Annotated in this window: 17 protein-coding genes, 1 tRNA gene and 1 pseudogene; 13 read left to right on the top strand and 6 right to left on the bottom strand. The window is 70.7% G+C overall.

All coding sequences use genetic code 11. The annotated features are described in order from the left end of the window. Positions 1-179 precede the first annotated feature (179 nt). The 4 genes from HCU62_RS04260 to HCU62_RS04245 all read left to right on the top strand — a co-directional run bounded on the left by HCU62_RS04260 (position 180) and on the right by HCU62_RS04245 (position 3,476). Complete coding sequence (locus HCU62_RS04260) at positions 180-1,637, top strand: cytochrome c3 family protein (RefSeq protein WP_163298368.1); 1,458 nt, start codon at positions 180-182, stop codon at positions 1,635-1,637. 160 nt (positions 1,638-1,797) lie between these two features. Further along, positions 1,798-2,295, top strand: a complete 498-nt coding sequence (locus tag HCU62_RS11955) for a MerR family transcriptional regulator (RefSeq protein ID WP_309474785.1) — start codon at positions 1,798-1,800, stop codon at positions 2,293-2,295. A 384-nt stretch (positions 2,296-2,679) separates the two neighbouring features. Further along, the gene (locus tag HCU62_RS04250; RefSeq protein WP_163299977.1) at positions 2,680-3,126 is read left to right on the top strand and encodes a hypothetical protein; all 447 of its coding nucleotides are present in this window, start codon (positions 2,680-2,682) and stop codon (positions 3,124-3,126) included. Between the two features lie 26 nt (positions 3,127-3,152). After that, entirely contained in the window at positions 3,153-3,476 is a 324-nt protein-coding gene (locus HCU62_RS04245; protein WP_163299975.1) for a helix-turn-helix domain-containing protein, read from the top strand. 59 nt (positions 3,477-3,535) lie between these two features. Here the strand turns inward: HCU62_RS04245 and HCU62_RS04240 are convergent. After that, positions 3,536-3,622, bottom strand: a tRNA-Leu gene (locus tag HCU62_RS04240). A gap of 166 nt (positions 3,623-3,788) precedes the next feature. Here HCU62_RS04240 and mazG point away from each other — a divergent pair. The 7 genes and pseudogenes from mazG to HCU62_RS11950 form a co-directional block, all read left to right on the top strand. Further along, entirely contained in the window at positions 3,789-4,613 is an 825-nt protein-coding gene (mazG, locus tag HCU62_RS04235; RefSeq protein WP_169755456.1) for a nucleoside triphosphate pyrophosphohydrolase, read from the top strand. 24 nt (positions 4,614-4,637) lie between these two features. Continuing rightward, positions 4,638-6,512 carry a tRNA uridine-5-carboxymethylaminomethyl(34) synthesis enzyme MnmG gene (gene mnmG / locus HCU62_RS04230; RefSeq protein ID WP_163298280.1) on the top strand — a complete coding sequence of 625 codons (1,875 nt, stop codon included), beginning with the start codon at positions 4,638-4,640 and terminating at the stop codon, positions 6,510-6,512. 110 nt (positions 6,513-6,622) lie between these two features. Further along, positions 6,623-7,567: a universal stress protein gene (locus HCU62_RS12825; protein ID WP_163298279.1), complete on the top strand. Its 945-nt coding sequence runs from the start codon at positions 6,623-6,625 to the stop codon at positions 7,565-7,567. Next, positions 7,564-7,776 (top strand): DNA gyrase inhibitor YacG, encoded by a 213-nt coding sequence (locus HCU62_RS04220; RefSeq protein WP_163298278.1) that lies wholly within the window; start codon positions 7,564-7,566, stop codon positions 7,774-7,776. Before HCU62_RS12825 ends, HCU62_RS04220 begins: the two co-directional genes overlap by 4 nt. Further along, on the top strand, positions 7,773-8,714 hold the full coding sequence (locus tag HCU62_RS04215; protein WP_309474778.1) for an NAD(P)/FAD-dependent oxidoreductase: 942 nt from the start codon (positions 7,773-7,775) through the stop codon (positions 8,712-8,714). Before HCU62_RS04220 ends, HCU62_RS04215 begins: the two co-directional genes overlap by 4 nt. After that, positions 8,711-9,352 (top strand): MBL fold metallo-hydrolase, encoded by a 642-nt coding sequence (locus tag HCU62_RS04210; RefSeq protein ID WP_163298277.1) that lies wholly within the window; start codon positions 8,711-8,713, stop codon positions 9,350-9,352. Before HCU62_RS04215 ends, HCU62_RS04210 begins: the two co-directional genes overlap by 4 nt. A gap of 37 nt (positions 9,353-9,389) precedes the next feature. Beyond that, positions 9,390-9,953: pseudogene (locus HCU62_RS11950) on the top strand (DUF116 domain-containing protein); the annotation flags it as partial. Positions 9,954-9,973: 20 nt separating this feature from the next. On the opposite strand, the gene HCU62_RS04205 reads toward HCU62_RS11950, so the two are convergent. The 5 genes from HCU62_RS04205 to HCU62_RS04185 form a co-directional block, all read right to left on the bottom strand. Beyond that, positions 9,974-10,486: a chemotaxis protein CheX gene (locus tag HCU62_RS04205; protein WP_309474777.1), complete on the bottom strand. Its 513-nt coding sequence runs from the start codon at positions 10,484-10,486 to the stop codon at positions 9,974-9,976. Positions 10,487-10,685: 199 nt separating this feature from the next. After that, complete coding sequence (locus HCU62_RS04200; RefSeq protein WP_163298275.1) at positions 10,686-11,333, bottom strand: histidinol phosphate phosphatase domain-containing protein; 648 nt, start codon at positions 11,331-11,333, stop codon at positions 10,686-10,688. 30 nt (positions 11,334-11,363) lie between these two features. Beyond that, positions 11,364-11,861, bottom strand: a complete 498-nt coding sequence (locus tag HCU62_RS04195) for a bifunctional nuclease family protein (RefSeq protein WP_246325259.1) — start codon at positions 11,859-11,861, stop codon at positions 11,364-11,366. A gap of 106 nt (positions 11,862-11,967) precedes the next feature. Continuing rightward, positions 11,968-13,293 carry a tRNA (N6-isopentenyl adenosine(37)-C2)-methylthiotransferase MiaB gene (gene miaB, locus HCU62_RS04190; RefSeq protein WP_163298274.1) on the bottom strand — a complete coding sequence of 442 codons (1,326 nt, stop codon included), beginning with the start codon at positions 13,291-13,293 and terminating at the stop codon, positions 11,968-11,970. A gap of 204 nt (positions 13,294-13,497) precedes the next feature. Beyond that, positions 13,498-13,812, bottom strand: a complete 315-nt coding sequence (locus tag HCU62_RS04185; RefSeq protein ID WP_163298273.1) for a DUF4911 domain-containing protein — start codon at positions 13,810-13,812, stop codon at positions 13,498-13,500. Between HCU62_RS04185 and recJ the strand changes: the two genes are divergently transcribed. After that, positions 13,811-15,553 (top strand): single-stranded-DNA-specific exonuclease RecJ, encoded by a 1,743-nt coding sequence (gene recJ, locus HCU62_RS04180; RefSeq protein WP_163298272.1) that lies wholly within the window; start codon positions 13,811-13,813, stop codon positions 15,551-15,553. The two genes, HCU62_RS04185 and recJ, sit on opposite strands and share 2 nt — an antisense overlap. Positions 15,554-15,584: 31 nt before the next feature. After that, a complete protein-coding gene (gene smc, locus HCU62_RS04175; protein ID WP_163298271.1) occupies positions 15,585-19,154 on the top strand; it encodes a chromosome segregation protein SMC in 3,570 nt (1,189 codons plus the stop codon). The last annotated feature ends 4 nt before the right edge of the window (positions 19,155-19,158 follow it).

The following is a 19,158-nucleotide window of genomic DNA, read 5'->3' as shown; positions in this document are numbered from 1 at the left end:
CAGGATACCTCTAGTTGTCACTTAACTATCTGAAAAAATTTTAAATTTTATGTTGCATGCCCCCATGGCCGATGTTAAAAAAGGAGAAAGCGGGAGGCCTGGAATGCGGTACGAACCGCCTTCCGCGGAACGGGAATCCCGGGTGTTGCGTTTTCCGCCGGGGCCCGGGGAGCCAAGCCTTGGTCAAGTTCACGGACATCGTCAAGGCCTTCGCCAGCGGCATCGCCCAGAGTCGCCTTTCGCTCGTGGGGGCCATCGTGACCACCGTGGTGGCCCCCGTGCTCCTCGTGTCGGTGATCCTCGACATCCAGGGCTTCATCACCAACCCCTACTTCGGCTTCGTCATCTACCTGATCCTGGGGCCGCTCTTCATCGCGGGCCTGGTCATGGTCTTCGTCGGCCTCTTCTTCTTCAGGGGCCGCGAGGCGGTGGGGCTCTTCACCTACGAGTACCTCAAGGAACAGTTCACCGACGCCACGAAGTTCACCAAGGTCCAGAAGATCATCTTCCTCAGTGTCTTCCTGACCATCCTCAACATCCTGATCGTGACCCTCCTCTCCTACAGCGGCTACCACTACAGCGAATCCGTGGCCTTCTGCGGCCAGTTCTGCCACACGGTGATGAACCCCGAGTACACGGCCTACCAGAACTCCCCTCACTCCCGGGTGAAATGCGTCGACTGCCACATCGGGGAGGGGGCCAAGTGGTTCGTGAAGGCCAAGCTCTCGGGCGTCCGGCAGCTCTTCGCCGTGGCCTTCAACACCTACAGCCGACCCATCGAGACCCCGGTCCACGGCCTCCGCCCGGCGCGCGAGACCTGCGAGGAGTGCCACAGGCCCGAGTTCTTCCACGGCGACCGCCTCTACATCAAGGACAAGTTCCTCGAGGACGAGCACAACACCCACGTGCGGACGGTCCTCCTGCTCAAGGTGGGCTCGGGCGGCTACCGCGGAATGCGCGCCCAGGGGATCCACTGGCACGTGGCCCCGGAGAACCGGATCGTCTACCGCCACGCCGACTACCAGCGCGAGGCCATCTACGAGGTCCGCCTGACCAAGCCGGACGGAACACAGATCGTCTTCCGGGACCCGGACGCGCCGGAGACGGCCAACGCCAGCAGCGAGGGCGGCGAGCGGGTCATGGACTGCATCGATTGCCACAATCGCCCGACCCACGTGTTCCTACCGCCCGGCGAGGCCCTCGACCAGAAGCTCGTGACCGGCGAGATCCCCGCCTCCCTTCCCTACATCAAGCGGGAGGCCCTGAAGGTGATCACCGCCGACTACCCCTCCACGGAGGAGGCCAAGAACCAGATCGCCACCCGGCTCCGCGCCTGGTACAAGGCCAACTACCCCGACCTCGTGGAACGGAACGCCCCGCTCCTCGAACAGGCCATCCGCGGCGTCCAGCATGCCTACACCGAGAACGTCTTTCCCGAGATGCGGATCGGCTGGAACACCTACAAGAACTTCCTCGGCCACCGCGACGATTCCGGCTGTTTCCGGTGCCACAACGAGACCCTGGCCACCGACGCGGGCGAAACCATCTCCATGGACTGCCAGACCTGCCACGTGATCCTGGCGGAAGACGAACCCAACCCGCCCATCCTGCGGCAGCTCCAGTGCCCGGCGGAATGAGGCACGCCGGCCGCGCGGCAGGAGCCATGGAGGTCTTTTCCAGAATCTTGCCAAAAAAAGATAACCTTTTTCTTGACAATGATCAGAATTTGGCTATTATTTAGGTTAGGAATGAATAGGGGTTAAAATTTGTGGCCCCGAAGGTAAAGGAGGGATGATCGTGGTCGACAGCAATGAAGCCATCTATCCCATCAGCGTCGCGGCCAAGTTGCTGGGGGTCCACCCCCGGACCATCCGGATCTACGAGCACGAAGGGCTCATCAAGCCGGAACGACGGGGAAAGAAGCGATACTTCTCGAACAACGACATCGAGTGGCTTCGCTGCCTCCGCCATCTCATCCACGACGAGGGGATCAGCATCCCCGGCATCAAGAAGCTCCTGGAGCTGACCCCTTGCTGGGAGATCAAGAACTGTCCGCCGGAAAAGCGGGACAAATGTTCGGCCTACATCGACCGCACGGTCCCCTGCTGGGAACGCGCCAGTACGGCCTGCGCCAGGGAACTCAAGCAGTGCCAGGAATGCGAGGTCTACATAAAGGCCATGCGCGAGGCCCAGGACGCCGGCGACCCCGATTGCACCAAGGCCCGCCCTGGTCAGGAGACCGCAGAGGCGCCCAGTGCCGAGTGTTGCGCCCCCTCCGAGGTGCTGACCAACTGACCGCCCCTCCTCCCCCCGACGCCGCCCACCCGGCCCGGCCCGCCCCGCGCAGGCCGGGCCGGTCTCTTTTCCCGCTCCAGGCCGGGGGCCCCGGCGCCACGGAGGGCCCGAAAGGCCGGGAGCCCGCTCCTTCCCGGTAGACAGAAAAAATTTTTTCCAAAAATGCTGCTCCATCGCTTGCAGCAAATACAGATCCGTCTACTTCGCATCCACCTTTCATGCGGCAGGCCCATTTTGCTCAAAGTCATTCAGCACGGTTTTTCTGCCAACCCTAGTTGTAAGGTAACTTATTGAAATAATTTATTTTTTAGTTGACTTTAGGATGCTCATGATTTAGTATCTTTTTAAAAGGAACTCCGTGATCAACAGCCCGGGAGGCACCCCATGAACCTCACCCTCGCCCCGGCCTCCGGCCCCGACCCCAGAAGGATCGACCCGCGATGGCCGGTCTTTCTCGGCATCTGCCTGTTCCTCGGCCCCTTCGCCGTGATCCCGGTGGTGATCGGCCTGGTGGTCCTGGCCGGCCGCGCCCGGCGGGTCCCCCCGGCGACGCCGGCGGAGACCGCGGCCGGGTCGGACCCGGCGGCCGCCTCCCCGACGATCCGCGACCTGTACGACCGGGCGTCGGCCTTCTGCCGGCGGCATCGGGGCGGGTGCCTGGCCGGCGGGTTGCTCGCCGCCTGGTGTCTTGCGGCGGCGGTCCTCCTCGGTCCCTTCGCCGCCGTGGCGGTGGTGCTCTCCTTCCCGGCCCTCGTGAGACTGGCCGAGGAGCACGGCCTCGACGACCCGGACGTGCACCGTTCCTTCCTGCCCGCCGACCCCTTCGCCTGAGAACGGCACCCACGGAGGACCTGCCCATGATGTCGAAGATCCACGGCGGAGACGGCCCCTTCCATGACCGGGAGCAGGCCGCCCGCGCGCTCAACCTGCGGCCGTCCGCCCTGGACCTCTACGAGCGGGAAGGCCTGATCCGGCCGGCCCGCCTGGGGGGCCGGGCCTGCTATACGCCCCACGTGCTGGCCCGGGCCGCCATGGTCCTCCGGCTGCTGCACGAGGACGGCATGAGCCTGTCCAGGATCAAGCGCCTCATGGCCGAGCCCGCCCCCGGCGGCCGCAGGTCCCTGCACCCGGCCGCGAAACCGGAGGCGGCCCCCACGCCGCCGGCCGCCGCGCCGGCCTGAGGCCCGAAACCCGAAAAAAAGAGGGGCGGCCCGACGGGCCGCCCCTCTTCGTTATGCGGTGGTGCCGGAGGCGAGAATCGAACTCGCACGGGCCGAGGCCCACTGGATTTTGAGTCCAGCGCGTCTACCAGTTCCACCACTCCGGCGTGTGCCCCTGATACAAAACTCCCCCCGGCTTGTCAACGCGGAGACCCGGCGCCCGGGACGCCTTTTGTCCCCGCCCCATCTCGATTATGATGCCTCCACCCGGCCCCGGCCGGCGGATGCATCGCCGGAGCGGGCACCGCCGAGCCCCTGGAAAGGACCGCCGCCATGCCCCCGTCCCCCTGCAGCCCCGCCGCCCTGGCCATGGACCGCCTCCTCGCCATCATCCGCCGCCTGCGCGGCCCCGGCGGCTGCCCCTGGGACCGGGAACAGACACCCGCCTCGGTCCGGAAATACGTCCTCGAGGAGGCCTACGAGCTCCTGGACGCCCTGGACCAGGGCCGGCCGGAGGAGATCCGGGAGGAGATCGGGGACCTGGTCTTCATGCTCCTCTTCCTGGCCCACCTGTTCGAAGAGGCCGGCCGATTCACCCTGGCCGAGGCCCTGGAGGCCTCCGGCCGCAAGATGATCCGGCGTCACCCGCACATCTTCGGTGACGTCGAGGCCGAGGACACCGAGACCGTCATGGCCAACTGGCGCGAGATCAAGGCGGAGGAGGCCCGTTCCAAGGGCCGCCGTCACAGCGCCCTCGGCAACCTGCCCCGGGCGCTCCCGGCGCTCCAGCGAGCCTACCGGGTGGGAGAACGCGCCTCGCGGATCGGCTTCGACTGGGACCGGGCCGAAGACGTGCTCCCCAAGGTCCGCGAGGAGGCGGAGGAACTCGCCGGCGCCCGGCGGACCGGCGACCCCGGCCGGGTGGCGGCGGAGCTGGGGGATCTCCTCTTCTCCATGGCGAACCTCGCCCGCCACCTGGGGGTCAACCCGGAGGAGGCCCTCCAGGGGGCCACGAACCGTTTCGTGGAAAGGTTCCAGCGGATGGAGGCGTGCCTGGAGGCGGCGGGAAAGGACCCGGCCGCCTGCACGCCGGAGGAACTGGACGCCGCGTGGAACGACGTCAAGCGGAGGGAGGAGGAACCCGTGCCGCGGCCCTGAGACCGGCGCACGGCCTGCCGCTCCATGTCGCTCTTTCCGAGGGCCTACGACGTCATCGTCATTGGCGCCGGCCACGCCGGCTGCGAGGCCGCGCTGGCGGCCGCCCGCCTGGGGGCGGCCACCTGCCTCCTCACCATCAACCTCGACTGCATCGCGGCCATGAGCTGCAACCCGGCCGTGGGCGGCCTCGGCAAGGGGCACCTCGTCCGGGAGATCGACGCCCTCGGCGGCGAGATGGCCCGCAACATCGACGCCACCGCCATCCAGTTCCGCCTGCTCAATACCTCCAAGGGGCCGGCGGTCCGTGCCACGCGGGCCCAGGCCGACCGCCTGCTCTACCGGCTCCGGATGAAGCGGGTCCTCGAGGCGACCCCCGGCCTCGACATCCACCAGGCCATGGTCCGCCGCCTCCTGGTGAAGGACGGCCGCGTGACCGGCGTCGAGACCACCACGGGCCAGGAGATCCCCGGGGCAGCCGTGGTGGTCACCACGGGGACCTTCCTCCACGGGCTCATCCACGTCGGCCTGGAGCGGTTCCCGGCCGGGCGCCTCGGCGAGCCCCCGTCCAACCACCTCCCGGAGTCCCTGGCCGAGATCGGCCTGCGCATGGGCCGGATGAAGACCGGGACCCCGCCCCGCCTCCATGCCCAGAGCATCGACTTCTCCCGGCTCGAGGTCCAGGAGCCGGACCCGGACCCGAGACCCTTCTCGGCGGAGACCGCCGGACTCCCCCTCCCCCAGCGCCCCTGCCACATCACCTACACCACCCCGGAGACCCACGAAATCATCCGGCGGCACCTCCACCGTTCCCCCCTCTACGCCGGGGTCATCCAGGGGGTCGGCGCGCGCTACTGCCCGTCCATCGAGGACAAGGTCACCCGGTTCCCGGACCGTGACCGCCACCAGGTCTTTCTCGAGCCGGAGGGGCTCGACACGGCGGAGGTCTACCCCAACGGCATCTCCACCAGCCTCCCCCTGGAGGCCCAGCTCGCCTTGGTCCGCTCCATACCGGGCCTGGAGGAGGCCCACATCCTGCGTCCCGGCTATGCCATCGAGTACGACTACGTGGACCCCGTCCAGCTGCGTCCCACCCTGGAGACCCGGCTCGTGCGGGGGCTCTACCTGGCGGGCCAGATCAACGGCACCTCCGGGTACGAGGAGGCCGCCGCCCAGGGCCTCGTGGCGGGCATCAACGCCGCCCGGGCGGTCCGGGAGGAACCGCCCCTGGTCCTGGACCGCTCCGAGGCCTACATCGGGGTCCTCATCGACGACCTCGTCACGCGGGGCACCCGGGAGCCCTACCGCATGTTCACCAGCCGGGCCGAGTACCGGCTCCTCCTCCGGGAGGACAACGCGGATCTCCGCCTGGCACCCCGGGGCCGGGAGGTGGGGCTGATCTCCGACTCGGCCTGGCGGCGGTTCGAGGAGAGGCGGGACCGGATCGCCCGCGCCCTCGAGGAGATCCGCCGGACGCGCATCCGGCCCACCCCGGATCTCAACGCGTGGCTCGCCGGTCTCGGGTCGAGCCCCCTGCGCGGCGGCGCCTCCCTGGAGGACCTCTTGCGCCGACCCGAGATCCCCCTCGAGGCCGCCGCCCGGCGGTTCCCCGTCCTGGCGGCCCTCCCGCCGGAGGTGGCCGTCCACGTGGAGATCGAGACCCGTTACGCGGGGTACGTGGAGCGACAGCGGCGCCAGGTCGCGCAGTTCCGGCGATGGGAGGCCGTCCGGCTCCCGGACGGCCTCGACTACGACGCCGTCCCCGGGCTCTCCAAGGAGCTCCGGGAGAAGCTCTCCGCCCAGCGCCCGGACACCCTCGGCCGCGCCTCCCGCATCCCGGGCATGACGCCGGCGGCCATGACGGCGCTCCGGGTGCACCTCAAGAAACACCACGGCACGTGAGGTTGATGGGGACGGCGGTATTGTTGACCGGGCCCTCTATCCATTTTACCTTCCAACAAGGTGAGGCCCGGCGGAGGTGAAATTCCAAGGGCCACCACCAAGGAGCCGACGTGAACCGACACCTCCTCGTCGCCACCGACGACTCGTCCAACGCCCGAAAGGCCCTGGCCTACGCCGCGGACCTCTACCGTGACGTCCCCGACGTGGACGTCACGGTGATCACCATCGTCCCGCCCCTGCCGGCCTTCCTGGCCGAAGGGGCGGCGAGCGGGGCGGCGGAGAAGCAACGGCTCCTCAAGCTCAGCGAATACGAGGCGCTCCAGGAACGGCAGGCGACCCACATCCTCGACACCGCCCGCCGCGTCCTCGAAAAAGGCGGTATCCCGGCGGACCGGATCCATGCCCGCCGCGTCGCCAAGAGCCGCGGGACGGTCCCGGATCTCCTGGCCGAGGCCCGCAAGGGCCGCTACGACACCCTGGTGGTGGGCCGGCGGTCCCTGGGCCGTGTGGCCTCCTACGTCATGGGGAGCGTCACCTACGGCCTCGTCCAGCAACTCCACGACCTCCCCCTGTGGCTGGTGGACACCCCCGCCCGGTCCCGCCGGGTGCTGCTCGCCCTGGACAACTGCGAGCCGTGCCTCAAGGTGGTGGACCACGCGGCCCACATGCTGGCCGGGATCCCGGGCCTCGAGCTCACGATCCTGCACGTGATCCCCAGGTTCCAGCCCTTCTTCTCCAAGGCCGACACCGTGGCCCTGGACGCCCTGGATTCCCTCTCCATCCGCCGGGCCGAGGCCACCCTCCGCCCCCTCCTCGAGCGGGCCTCCGGCATACTCCGGGAGGCCGGGGTGGATCCCGGAGCGGTCTCCATCAAGGTGAAACGGGGCGGCACCAGCGCCTACAAGGAGATCCTCACCGAGTTCCGCGGGGGAGGCTTCGGGACCCTGGTGGTGGGCCGGCGCGGCGTGGGCGGCTGGGAGGCCCTCTTCCCGGGCAGCGTCTCCGACCGCCTGCTCCACGGGCTCAGGAACGGGGCCCTCTGGGTGGTGGCGTGAAGCCGGAATCGCGCCATCGATGCCCCAGGTGCGGCGCCCCGGCTCCCTACGAGGGCAACCCCTACCGCCCCTTCTGCGGTGCGCGCTGCAAGCTCATGGACCTCGGGGCCTGGCTGGGAGAAGAGTACCGGATCCCGGGGGAACCCGCCGACGGCACCCCCGGCGAACCCGAGACCGAAGAGACGAAACCGGGGAAAGGACTCGCATGATGGAAGCCATGGACTACGACGTCGTCATCCTGGGATGCGGCCCCGGCGGCCTCCAGGCCGCCGTACACGCGGCCCGGCGGAAGGTCCGGGTCCTGGTCCTCGGCCGTCCCGGGGCCAGCAGCCTCGCCCGGGCCCACGTGGAGAACTACCTCTGCGTCCCGGGAAAGGCCCCCGGCGAAGAACTGCTCCGGATCGGCCGGGAGCAGGCCGCCGCCTTCGGGGCGGACTTCCGCGAGGAAGACGTGGTCCGGATGGAAGGCCCGACGGAGGCCGGCGGCTTCCGCCTCGACCTCGAGGGCGGGGAAACGGTGCTGGCCACCGCCGTGGTGGTGGCCACCGGGGTCCAGCGCCGGGGCCTCGGCCTCAAGGGCGAGAAGGACCTCGTCGGCCGGGGCCTCAGCTACTGCGTCGACTGCGACGCCAATTTCTACCGGGGCCGCCGGGTGGCCGTGGCCGGGGACGGGAGCGCCGCGGCCCACGGGGCCCTCACCCTCTCACGGATCGCCGCCGAGGTCCACCTCGTCACCCGGGAGCCGGCCACGAGCCCCAAGCTCCTCGAGCGCCTCGGCGAGGCCGGCGTCCGGGTGCTCACGGGCCGCGGCGTGGCGGAACTCGTCTCCGACGAGCAGGGCCTTCGCGGCATCCGCCTGGACGACGGGACCGAGCTGGAACTCGACGGCCTCTTCGTGGAGACCGGGGCCAAGGGAGCCATGGAACTCGTCTCGGTCCTGGGCGTGGAGATGGACCCGGAAAAGTTCACCTATATTGTTACAAATAAAAACCAAGCCACCAATATTCCGGGAATATTTGCGTGTGGAGATATCTGCGGCCCGCCCTTCCAGATGGCCAAGGCCGTGGGCGAGGGATGCGTGGCGGGCCTGGCGGCCGCCGACCACGTCCGCAAGCGGCGGCAGGAGGCCGGGGGGGGCGATCCATGATCCTCAAGGCCCACACGGTGGGGCCGCTGGCCGTCCGGGCCTACGTGGTGGGATGCCCGGAAAGCCGCGAGGCCCTGGTGGTGGACCCGGCCGGCAGCGAGGAGATGCTGGCCCGGGAGATCACCGACCTCGGGCTCCGTCTCCGTTGGATCGTCAACACCCACGGGCACCCGGATCACACCTGCGGCAACCTCCGGATGAAGGAGCTGACGGGGGCGCCGGTCCTCATGCACCCGGACGACGACCGCCTCTTCCGGACACCGGAGGCGGCGGCCATGTTCCGGGCCTGGGGCTTCGAGCCCGCCCCGCCGGCGGACGACCACATCGAGGACGGCCAGGTCCTCCGGCTCGGGACCCTCTCCTTCGAGGTCCTCCACACTCCGGGGCATTCGCCCGGCTCCATCTGCCTCTACGGGGAAGGCTACGTCCTCACCGGCGACACACTCTTCGTGGGGGCCATGGGCCGAACGGATCTCCCCGGGGGGTCCTACGCCACCCTGATGCACTCCCTCCAGACCCGGGTCCTCACCCTCCCCGAGGAGACCGTGGTCCTGCCGGGCCACGACTACGGCCCCCAGCCGACCTCCACCGTGGGGCGCGAGAAGCGGACCAACCCCTTCCTGCGGGAAGGCCTGTGACCTCGCCGCCGAGCCAGGCCGCCCCCGGCGCCGTTCCATGATCCGCGTCCCGCCCTGGATCTCGCTGCCCGTCCAGATCCTGCTCTACAGGCCCCTGGCGTGCCTCGCTCCCTGGATGGACCAGGACCGCTACATCGCCCGGGTCGTCCGAACCGCCAACGCCTGCTTCCGCAAGCGCTTCGAGGCGGTCCCCTACGACCAGCGCCTCCTCTTCCTGCCTTACTGTCTCCGGGCCCGGGACTGCCCCACCCGCATCGATCCCGAGCTGGGCCTGGTGTGCCCGGCGGGATGCAACGGGTGCCTGGTGGGCGAGCTCAAGGCCGAGGCCGAGCGCCTGGGCTACATGGGGGTCTACGTGGTGGTGAGCGGGCGGCTCCATCGCCGGGAAGGCCTCCTCCGGAGCCGCGACTTCATCTTCGACAAGATCCGGCGCCACCGGCCCCGGGCGGTGATCGGGGCCCTGTGCGCCCTGGATCTTACGCGGAAGTACCTCCGCCTCCGGAACCTCTCGCCCCGGGGCGCGGAGTCGGGCCTGGGCGGGGTGGTGCCCCAGGGGATCCTCCTCGAGCGCCCCAGTTGCCGCCACAGCGAGGTGGACCGGGCGGCCCTGGAAGGGCTGATTCAGGCGCGGGCGGATCGGGCGGCCGCCTGCTCCAGGGACCGGTGTTCCCCGAAGGCGACCTCCACCACGAAGGAGCCGGAATCGATCTCGAAGGTGACCCCGATGAAGGGGCCGTCGTGAAAGTGGGAGATGCTGTGCCCCTTGCCGGAGACCACCGTCGGGGTCCCGGCCTGGAGGGTCACGCCGAGGTCCTGGAGGCGACGGCGGGCGTCCCCGCAGATCATGTTGGTGAGTTCCCCGACGGCGTCCTTGACCTCCTCGTTGATCTCCGTCACGGGCACGCCCACGAGGTTGCTCACGATGGTGAGGATGGCCGGCTCGGAGAAGGAGAGGGACATGCTGCCTTTCTCCGCCCCGGTGACGCCGATGATCCCCGAGACGTCGCCGAAGGCCACCGTGTCCTTCTTGAGGTACGGGCGCCCGACCTTCGGTTCCACGCCGGCCATGGTGCGCAGGACGTTGATGGCGGCGTCGAGAAAGGGGTTGATGAGGCGGACGTCTAGGCGCGCCACCGGTCCTTGACCTCGTCGTTCATGTGGGATCTGCGGCGGACCGGTCTTCCGCCCCTCCCGGGGCCGGGGCCCCCGATCGCCGGACTTGCTGCGTTTCCAAGAATTGGCGTCACCGGGACGAGGCGCAAACCGCTCGCTCTCCCCTCACTGCTTTTCGGCCGAACGGGGAGAAGCTTGAAACCGGCCTTCGAAGGAAGGGCTAGCGGCGGGCGGCGGCCCACTCCCGTACCCGGGCGAAGAGAGGCGCCACCTCGGGTTCCGGGACCCCCGCACCGAGGGCCACCCTCCGGGCCATCTCGGCGGTCAGGAAGTCGCCGGGGGCGTGGCCGTCGGAGTTCACCACCAAGGGCGCCCCGTGCCGGCGCGCCAGAGCGGCCACGTGGCCGTTGGCCAGGCAGTGCCCCTTCCGGCCGGAGAGCTCGAGGAATATCCCCCGCTCGGCCGCCAGCCGGACGTCGTCCTCCGCGATGAGGCCGGGGTGCGAGAGGATGTCCACGCCGGCCTCCAGGGCGGCGCGGTTGGTGCCGGGCCGGACGGGCTCCACCGGGGTCTCGCCGTGGCAGACCACCACCAGGGCCCCCAGCTCCCGGGCACGGGCCGCCAGCGGGGCGATGCGCTCCGGGGGGACGTGGGTGAGCTCGATGCCCGGCAGGAGGCGTGTCTCGCTCAAGGGGTTGAGCTCCTCGGCCAGGCGCACCAGCCGGGGCAGGATGTGGTCCATGTTGGAGGCGTCGGCGTGGTCGGTGATGGCCACCGCCTCGTAGCCCATGACGGCCACGCGCCGGACGAGCTCCGAGGGGAGGAGTTCGCCGTCGCTGAAGAGGCAGTGGCAGTGGAGATCGATCATGGCCGTGGGCCCCGCGCGGCGCCCCTCTCCTCACATCTTGTACTTGAAGGCCTCCGGATCGAGCCCCTCGAGGATCTCGAGCCACTTGTCGGCCTTGTCCGAATCGGCGGAGGCCTCGGTGCCCTCCCGCGAGGGAACCGACTTCGCGAGAACGGCCTCCTCCACGAAGATCTCCGCCCCCGCCCGGAGCGCCAGAGCCACCGCGTCGCTGGGGCGGGCGTCCACCTCGAGGACCTCGCCGTCCTTCTCGAGGGTGATGAGGGCGTAATAGGTATTGTCCCGGAGGTCGTTCACCACGATCCGCGTGATCCGGGCCCCCAGGGCCGCCAGGAGGTTGAGCGCGAGATCGTGGGTCATGGGCCGGGCGAACTCGATCTTTTCCATCTCGGTGGCGATGGCGGTGGCCTCCAGGAGGCCGATCCAGATGGGCAGCGCCCGCTCCCCGCCGCGCTCCTTGAGGATCAGGATGGGGGAATTGGACTTGGCGTCGATGGTGATGGCATGGGCGGTCATGGCGATGGCGGGCATGGCTCACCTAGTCTACGTCTTCGGTTTCCGTCTGCAGGTCGTGCGCCGGTCGGACACCGCGCCTCCCAACGTTACACTATGGCGGGCTCGCGTCAACCGGGCGGGTTCAGGCGGCATGCCGCACCCGCCCCCGGAGGGAGTGGGCCAGGGCCTGCTCGATGCGCACCGGCACCATCTCGCCCACCCGAACGCCGGCGGAATCGAAGTTCACCACGTGGTTGCCCCGGGTGCGCCCCGTCAACTCGCCGGCATCGCCCTTGCTCGGCCCTTCCACCAGGACCTCCTGGAGGGTGCCCTCGAACCGCCGGAGGCGCTCCCGGCCGATCTCGTCCTGGAGCGCCAGCACCTCGGCCAGGCGCCGGGCCTTCTCCGCCTCGGGCACCTTGTCGGGAAGGTCCGCGGCCGGGGTGAAGGGCCTGGGCGAGTACTTGAAGGCGAAGACCTGCTCGAAGCGGACCCGGGTGAGCAGATCCAGGGTGGCCTCGAAGTCGGCCACGGTCTCGCCCGGGAACCCGACGATGAGGTCCGTGGTGAGGGGCATGTCCGGGACGGCGGCCCGGAGCCGGTCCACCAGGCCGAGGTAATGCGCACGGGTGTAGTGCCGGTTCATCCGCCGGAGGATCCGGTCGGACCCCGACTGGACGGGAAGATGGAGGTGCTCGCAGAGCACGGGCACCTCCCGGAAGCAGGCGATGATGTCGTCGGTGAGGTCCCTCGGGTGGCTCGTGGTGAACCGGAGCCGGTGGAGACCGTCGACGGCCCCGATGCGCCGGAGCAGCTCCGCGAAGGTGGCGGTGCCGCCCTTGCGGCCGTAGGAATTGACGTTCTGGCCCAAGAGCGTCACCTCCCGCACGCCCCGGGCCACGAGATCACGGACCTCGGCCTCGACATCGTCCGCCGGCCGGCTGACCTCCCGCCCCCGGACATGGGGCACCACGCAGTAGGCGCAGAAGTTGTCGCACCCCTGCATGATGGTCACGAAGGCCCGCACGGCGGGCGGCCCCGGCAGCGGGCCCCGGACCAGGGGGATGGCGTAGTCCGCCCGGAGCGAGGTCCGGCACACCGGGCCCTCCCCCGCCGCCACGCGGCGGACGAGGTCCGGCAGCTCGGTGATGTGCTGGGGCCCGAAGACGATGTCGAGGTGGGGCAGGCGCCGGAGGAGGCGTTCCCCCTCCTGCTGGGCCACGCACCCGGCCACCCCGATGACGAGGCGGGGGTTGCGCCGCTTGAGGGAGCGGAACCGCCCCACCAGGCTGTAGACCTTGTGCTCGGCCTTCTCCCGGATGCTGCAGGTGTTGACCAGGATGAGGTCCGCCTCCCGGGGGCGGTCGGTGCGCCGCCAGCCGCCGCCCAGCACCTGGAGCATCTTGAGGGAATCGTACTCGTTCATCTGGCACCCGAAGGTCGCCAGGTAGACCCGTTTCGTCGGCATCCGGCTGCCTCGCATCCCCGGCCCGGCTCGTCGTTCGGCGGGCCCTTCACCTTGTCGGTCGCCGTACTATAACCTGGATCCGTGGGCGTTCAAGAACGGGCCGGATGCACGGCGTGGACGATGTCGATCGTACGGCGGCCCCGCAAAAAGCCGCCTGGGTGGATGGTGACCTCGCAACAAGCCCTCTGGGGGGACGGCGAAGTGTCAGGCCCCCTCCGGCCGCGGCCGAAGGCGCCCCCGGTGCGCCCGGAGGACGTCGCGGAGGATCTCCCGGCTCCCGGCCGTGACCGTGACCTCCACGCGTCCCGCCCCCGGGTCCAGGGTCCGGAGGAAAAAGAGGTTGTCGTAGCCCTCCAGGAGGAAACGCAGGAGATGGACCGCACCCGGGTGGATGCGCAGCTGCAGCCGCTCGCCCTCGTCCATGCCGCAGGATAGCCGGAAGAGGCCGGAGGCGGAAGGGCGCCGGGCCGGAGGCGCCGCGTTGACAGCCCCCGGGGCCGCGGGTAGTGTCTGGCCCATGCCTTCGATCCTCCTGGAGCGACACTGGGCCCTCCCCTCCACGGACCCGAAGGCGGTGGCCCACCTGGCCCGGACGGTGGACATCCCCCCCATGGTGGCCAGGTTCCTTTACCTCCGGGGCCTTCGAAGCCCCGAGGCCGCGGCGGCCCACCTCTCCCCCACCCTCCAGTCCCTCTCCGATCCCTTCCGGCTCGCCGACATGGAGCCCGCCGTGGACCGGCTGGTCCGGGCCGTGGCCGCAGGCGAACCGGTGGCGGTCTACGGGGACTACGACGCCGACGGCGTCACCGCCACCGCCCTGGTGGCGGGTTTCCTTCGGAATCTGGGCCTCCCGGTCCGCACCTACCTGCCCCATCGCCGGGAGGAGGGCTACGGCCTCCACCTGGAACCCCTCCGGGAACTGGCGGCCGCCGGCGTTCGGCTCCTGGTCACCGTGGACTGTGGCATCGCCAACCCGGAAGAGGTGGCCGCCGCCGGGGAACTCGGGATGGACGTCATCGTCACCGACCACCACGAGCCGCCCCCGCATCTCCCGCGGGCCCTGGCGGTCATCAATCCCAAGCGGCCGGGCTGCCGCTTCCCCTTCAAGCACCTGGCGGGGGTGGGCGTGGCCTTCAACCTGGTCCGGGCCCTCCGCCAGCGCCTCCACGAGCGTGGCCACTGGGGCGGGGCCCCGCCGCCCAACCTCAAGGCGGAGCTCGACCTCGTGGCCCTGGGGACCCTGGCGGACGTGGTGCCGCTCCTGGGCGACAACCGCGTCCTGGTCCGGGTGGGCCTGGAGGTGCTCGGGGCGACCCGGCGCCCCGGGGTCCGCGCCCTCATGGAGGTGGCCGGCCTCTCCGGCACCCCCACGGCCCGCGACGTGGCCTTCCGGCTCGTCCCCCGCCTCAACGCCGCCGGCCGGATGGACCACGCCGGCGCGGCCCTCGACCTCCTCCTGGCCGCCTCCGCCGGGGAGGCGGACCCGCTGGCCCGGCGTCTCCACGAGCTCAACCAGGAACGCCAGGCCGAGGAAGCCGCCATCCTCCGGGAGGCACTGGGGCTGGCGGCCGGCCAGGCCGACCGCCCCGCCCTGGTGCTCGCCGGGGACGGGTGGAACGAAGGCGTCGTGGGCATCGTGGCCTCCCGGCTCGTGGACCAGCTCGGGAAGCCGGTGATCCTCCTCGCTCGGCGCGGGGGGGAATGCCGGGGCTCCGGCCGGAGCCCGGAGGGCCTCGACCTCTTCGAGGCCCTCTCCCGGTGCGCCGAGGGACTCACGGCCTTCGGCGGCCACACCGCGGCCGCCGGGATCCGGCTCCCCGCGGCGCATCTGCCGGCCTTCACAGAGCGCTTCCAGGCCGTGGTGGCCGCAACCCTCGAGGCCACGGGCGCCGCCGGGCGCCTCGTCCTCGACGGGCCGGCCACCGTGGAGGAGTTGGCGGACCCGGTCTTCGGGCGTTTTTTCGACTTGCTGGCCCCCTTCGGACCGGGGTATCATGAGCCACTCTTCCTCCTGAGGGGGTTCGAGCTCCAGCAGAAACACGTGGTGGGCGAAAGACACCTCAAGCTCCGGATCGGCGCGCCCAACCCGCCCGGCGGCGCCCTCGACCTCCTCGCCTGGGGGCTGGGCGAAAAGCTCTCCCTGCCATGGGACCGCATGGAACTGGCCTGCCACGCCTGCATGAATGAATGGAACGGCCGCCGGCGCCTCGAACTCCGCCTGAAGGACGCCCGGCTTCCGTCCACCACGGACGCCGCGTGACCCCGGGCCCCCCGTCCCGGACGTGACCAGCATGCGGGTCAAGTACCTCGAGCTCCTCGGCTTCAAGTCCTTCCCCACGCGGACCCAGGTGGCCTTTCCCCAAGGGATCAGCGCCATCGTGGGCCCCAACGGGTGCGGCAAGTCCAACATCGTCGACGCCCTCCGTTGGGTGCTCGGGGAGCAGAGCCCCCGCCTCCTCCGGGCCCGCCACATGGAAGACGTCCTCTACAGCGGCGCCAACGGCAACGCGGTCAACTTCGCCGAGATCCGCCTGGTGCTGGATAACATCGACGGCGCCAAGGTGCCCCCCGAGCTGGCGGACCAGCCCGAGATCGAGATCTCCCGCCGCCTCTACCGCACCGGCGAGAGCGACTTCCGCCTGAACGGCCGCCCCTGCCGCCTGAAGGACATCCACTACCTCTTCATGGACACGGGCGCCGGGGCGAGGGCCTATTCCATCATCGACCAGGGCCAGATCGGGGCCTTCGTGGAGATGGGACCGGACGAACGCCGGGGCCTCATCGAGGAGGTGGCCGGCATCTCCCGCTACAAGGCCCGCCGGGTCGAGGCCGAGCGCCGCATGCGCCAGACCCGGCACAACCTCGAGCGCCTCGAGGACCTCCTCGCCGAAGTGGACAAGCAACGGCGCTCCCTGACCCGGCAGGCCCGCCGGACCGAGCGCTACCTCGCCTGGCGGGAGGAACAGGACCGGCTGGACCGGGCCCGCCTGGCCCATGCGTGGACCGCCACGCGGGACCGGCTCGCCGAGCGGGACGACCGGTGGCGGGCGGCGGCGGAACGGGCCGCCGCGGCCCAGGCCGCCGTGGACGCGTGCCGGCTCGAAAACGAACGGCTCGAGGCCGGGCTCCTCGAACTCGAGGAACGCCTGGACCGGGGGCGCCAGCGGCTCCAGGCCGCCGAGCTCCGCCGGGAGGAGCTCAAGGGCGAAGAACGGCGGCTTTCCGGGATGATCGAGCGGGAGGAGGCCGCCGCAGAGGCCCTGGGCGCGGAGATCGAGGAGGCCGGAGCGGCCGTGGAGGCGCTCCACGCGGAGCTGGCGGAGTTAGAAGCGGCCCTCTCCGCCGGGGCGGAAGAGACGCACCGCCTGGGCCGCGAGGCCGAGGCCCGGCAAGCCGCCCTCGAGGCCGCGGAGGCCGCCTGCGCCCGGGCCCGAGAGCACCTCGAGTCGGTCAAGGTGGACCTGGTCGACGCCGCGGCCCGTGCGGCCCGGGCCGACAGCGAGCGCCGCGGCCTCCGGGACCGGCGGGAGCGCCTGGAGCGGCAGATCCAGCGCCAGCGGGAGGAGCTGGGGCAGGTGGAGGCGGCGGCCTCGGCGGGCGAAGACCGCCTCTCCGACCTCGGCCGGGGCCTCGAGGCCGCCCGCCGCTCCCTGGAAGAGGCCCGCACCCGCGCCGCCGCCGTCGCTGCGGAACTCTCCGCCGCCGGCCGGCGGCTCGAAGCGGCCCGGGAGCAGCGCCAGGGCCTCGCCGCGGAACTCGAGATCACCCGCGGCCAGCGCCGGCACCTGGAAGACCTCGAGGCCCGGCGGGAGGGCGTCTCGGAGGGCAACCGCCGGCTCCTCGAGGGCGGCTTCCCCAACCAGGGGATCCTGGCCGACTTCGTGACGGTGGAAAAGGGCTACGAGGCGGCCGTGGAGGCCGCCCTGGGGGCCGCCCTGGAGGCGGTGGTCCCCGGCGGGGAGACACCCCTGGCCGCCGCCCGATCCCTCCTGGCCCAGGAGGGGGGCGGGGCGCGGATCCTCGCCGCCATCCTGGATAAAGAAAAAGTACAATTTAACACTGAGTTAAATAATATTCTTAACACAATACCTGATTTGAGGCCCCTCGGCGGAGTCGTGACGGCCCGTCCGCCCGTGGAGGGGGCGCTGGCGATCCTCCTCGCCCCGTGGCGGCTGGTGCCCGACCCGGAGGCGGGCCTGCGTGCCGCCGCCGCCCTGGCGGCGGCGGGGTGGCCCTTCTTCCATTTCGTGACCCCGGCGGGAGAGACGGTCTCCCCGGCCGGAGAGGTCGCCATCGGGGACCCCGGGGGTGCCGCCGGGATGATCGCCCGCAAGGCCGAGGTAGCCGAGCTTCGCCGGCGCGAAGACGCCCTGGAGGCGAAGCTCCGGGAGATCGAGGAGGAGATCGCGGCCGCGACCGAACGGGCCTCCGGACTGGAGGCCGACCGGGCCCGCATCGAGGCGGAGGCCGCGGCCTTCGCCGAGGCCGTGGCCGGGACGGAGCGGGAGCTGGACGCGGCCGGGGCCCGCCTCGAGGCCGACCGGGAACGGGCGAAGGCCCTCCGGCTGGCCGCGGAGGAGGCCGAGGGCGAACTCCTGGAGGTCCAGGTGGCCATGGAAAGGGCCGAAGAGGCCCTGGAGTCGGCCCGCCGGGTGCAGGAGACCTCGGAGGCGGAAGGACGCCGGATCGAGGAAGAATGCCAGGCCCTCGAGGCCCGGCGTGACGGCGCCCGGGCCGCGGCCGAGGAACTGCGCCTCGCCCTGGCCCGTGCCCAGGAACAGGAGCGGGCCCGGCGGGAGCGGCTCGCCGCCCTCACCGGGCGGATCCAGGAAACCAAGCGCCGGGGAGCCGAGCTGGCCCACCGGCGGGAGGCGGCCGCCGGGCGCCTGGACGGCCTCCGCTCGGCCCTCCGCGACAACCGGCGGGCGATGGAGGCCCAGGTCGAGGCGGTGGCGGCGGCCCACCGGGAGCTCGAGGCCGTCCGGGACGCCTACGACCGGGAGCGCCAGGCCCTGGCCGGCCGCAAGGCCCGGCTCAAGGAGCTCTCCGCCGAACTACGGGAGGCCGAGGAGGCGGCCCACCGGCTGGAGCTGGAGCTGACCGAGCTGCGCCTGGCCCTGGAGAACCTCGAGCGCGAGGCCCGCACCCGGCACCAGGCCCCGCTCCCCGAAAACGCCGATGCCTGGCTCCCGGCGGACTTCGACCCGGATGCCGCCGCCCGCCGCCTCGAGGAGATCGCCGGGCGCATCGAGCGACTCGGCCCGGTGAACCTCGCCGCCCTCGAGGAGAAGCAGGAGCTGGACGCGCGCTGGGAATTCCTCCAGTCCCAGAAGGCGGACCTCGAAAGTTCCATCGCCGACCTCCAGCAGGCCATCCGCCACATCAACCGGACCTGTCGCGATCGGTTCCGGCAGGCCCTGGACGCCGTCAACGAAAAGCTCGCCGAGGTCTTCCCCCTGCTCTTCGAGGGCGGCGAGGCCCGCCTGGAGCTCACGGAGGCCGACGACATCCTGGAGGCCGGGGTGGATCTCCTCATCCGCCTCCCCGGCAAGCGGCTTCAGCACCTGAACCTCCTCTCCGGGGGCGAGAAGGCCCTCTCCGCCCTGGCCCTCGTCTTCGCCCTCTACCTCATAAGGCCGAGCCCCTTCTGCGTCCTCGACGAGGTGGACGCCCCCCTGGACGAGGCCAATACCCTCCGGTTCAACCGGCTGCTCCAGAAGATCGCCGAGCGGTCGCAGGTGGTGGTCATCACCCACAACCAGCGCGTCATGGAGACGGCGGATACCCTCTACGGGGTCACCATGGAGGAAAAGGGCGTCTCGAAGCTGGTGACCGTGGACCTGGTGCAGCGGGAAGGGTGATGAT

The sequence above is a fragment of the Dissulfurirhabdus thermomarina genome (assembly GCF_012979235.1).
GTDB classification, from domain to species: Bacteria; Desulfobacterota; Dissulfuribacteria; order Dissulfuribacterales; family Dissulfurirhabdaceae; genus Dissulfurirhabdus; species Dissulfurirhabdus thermomarina.
This window is presented reverse-complemented; position numbering and strand designations above follow the sequence as displayed.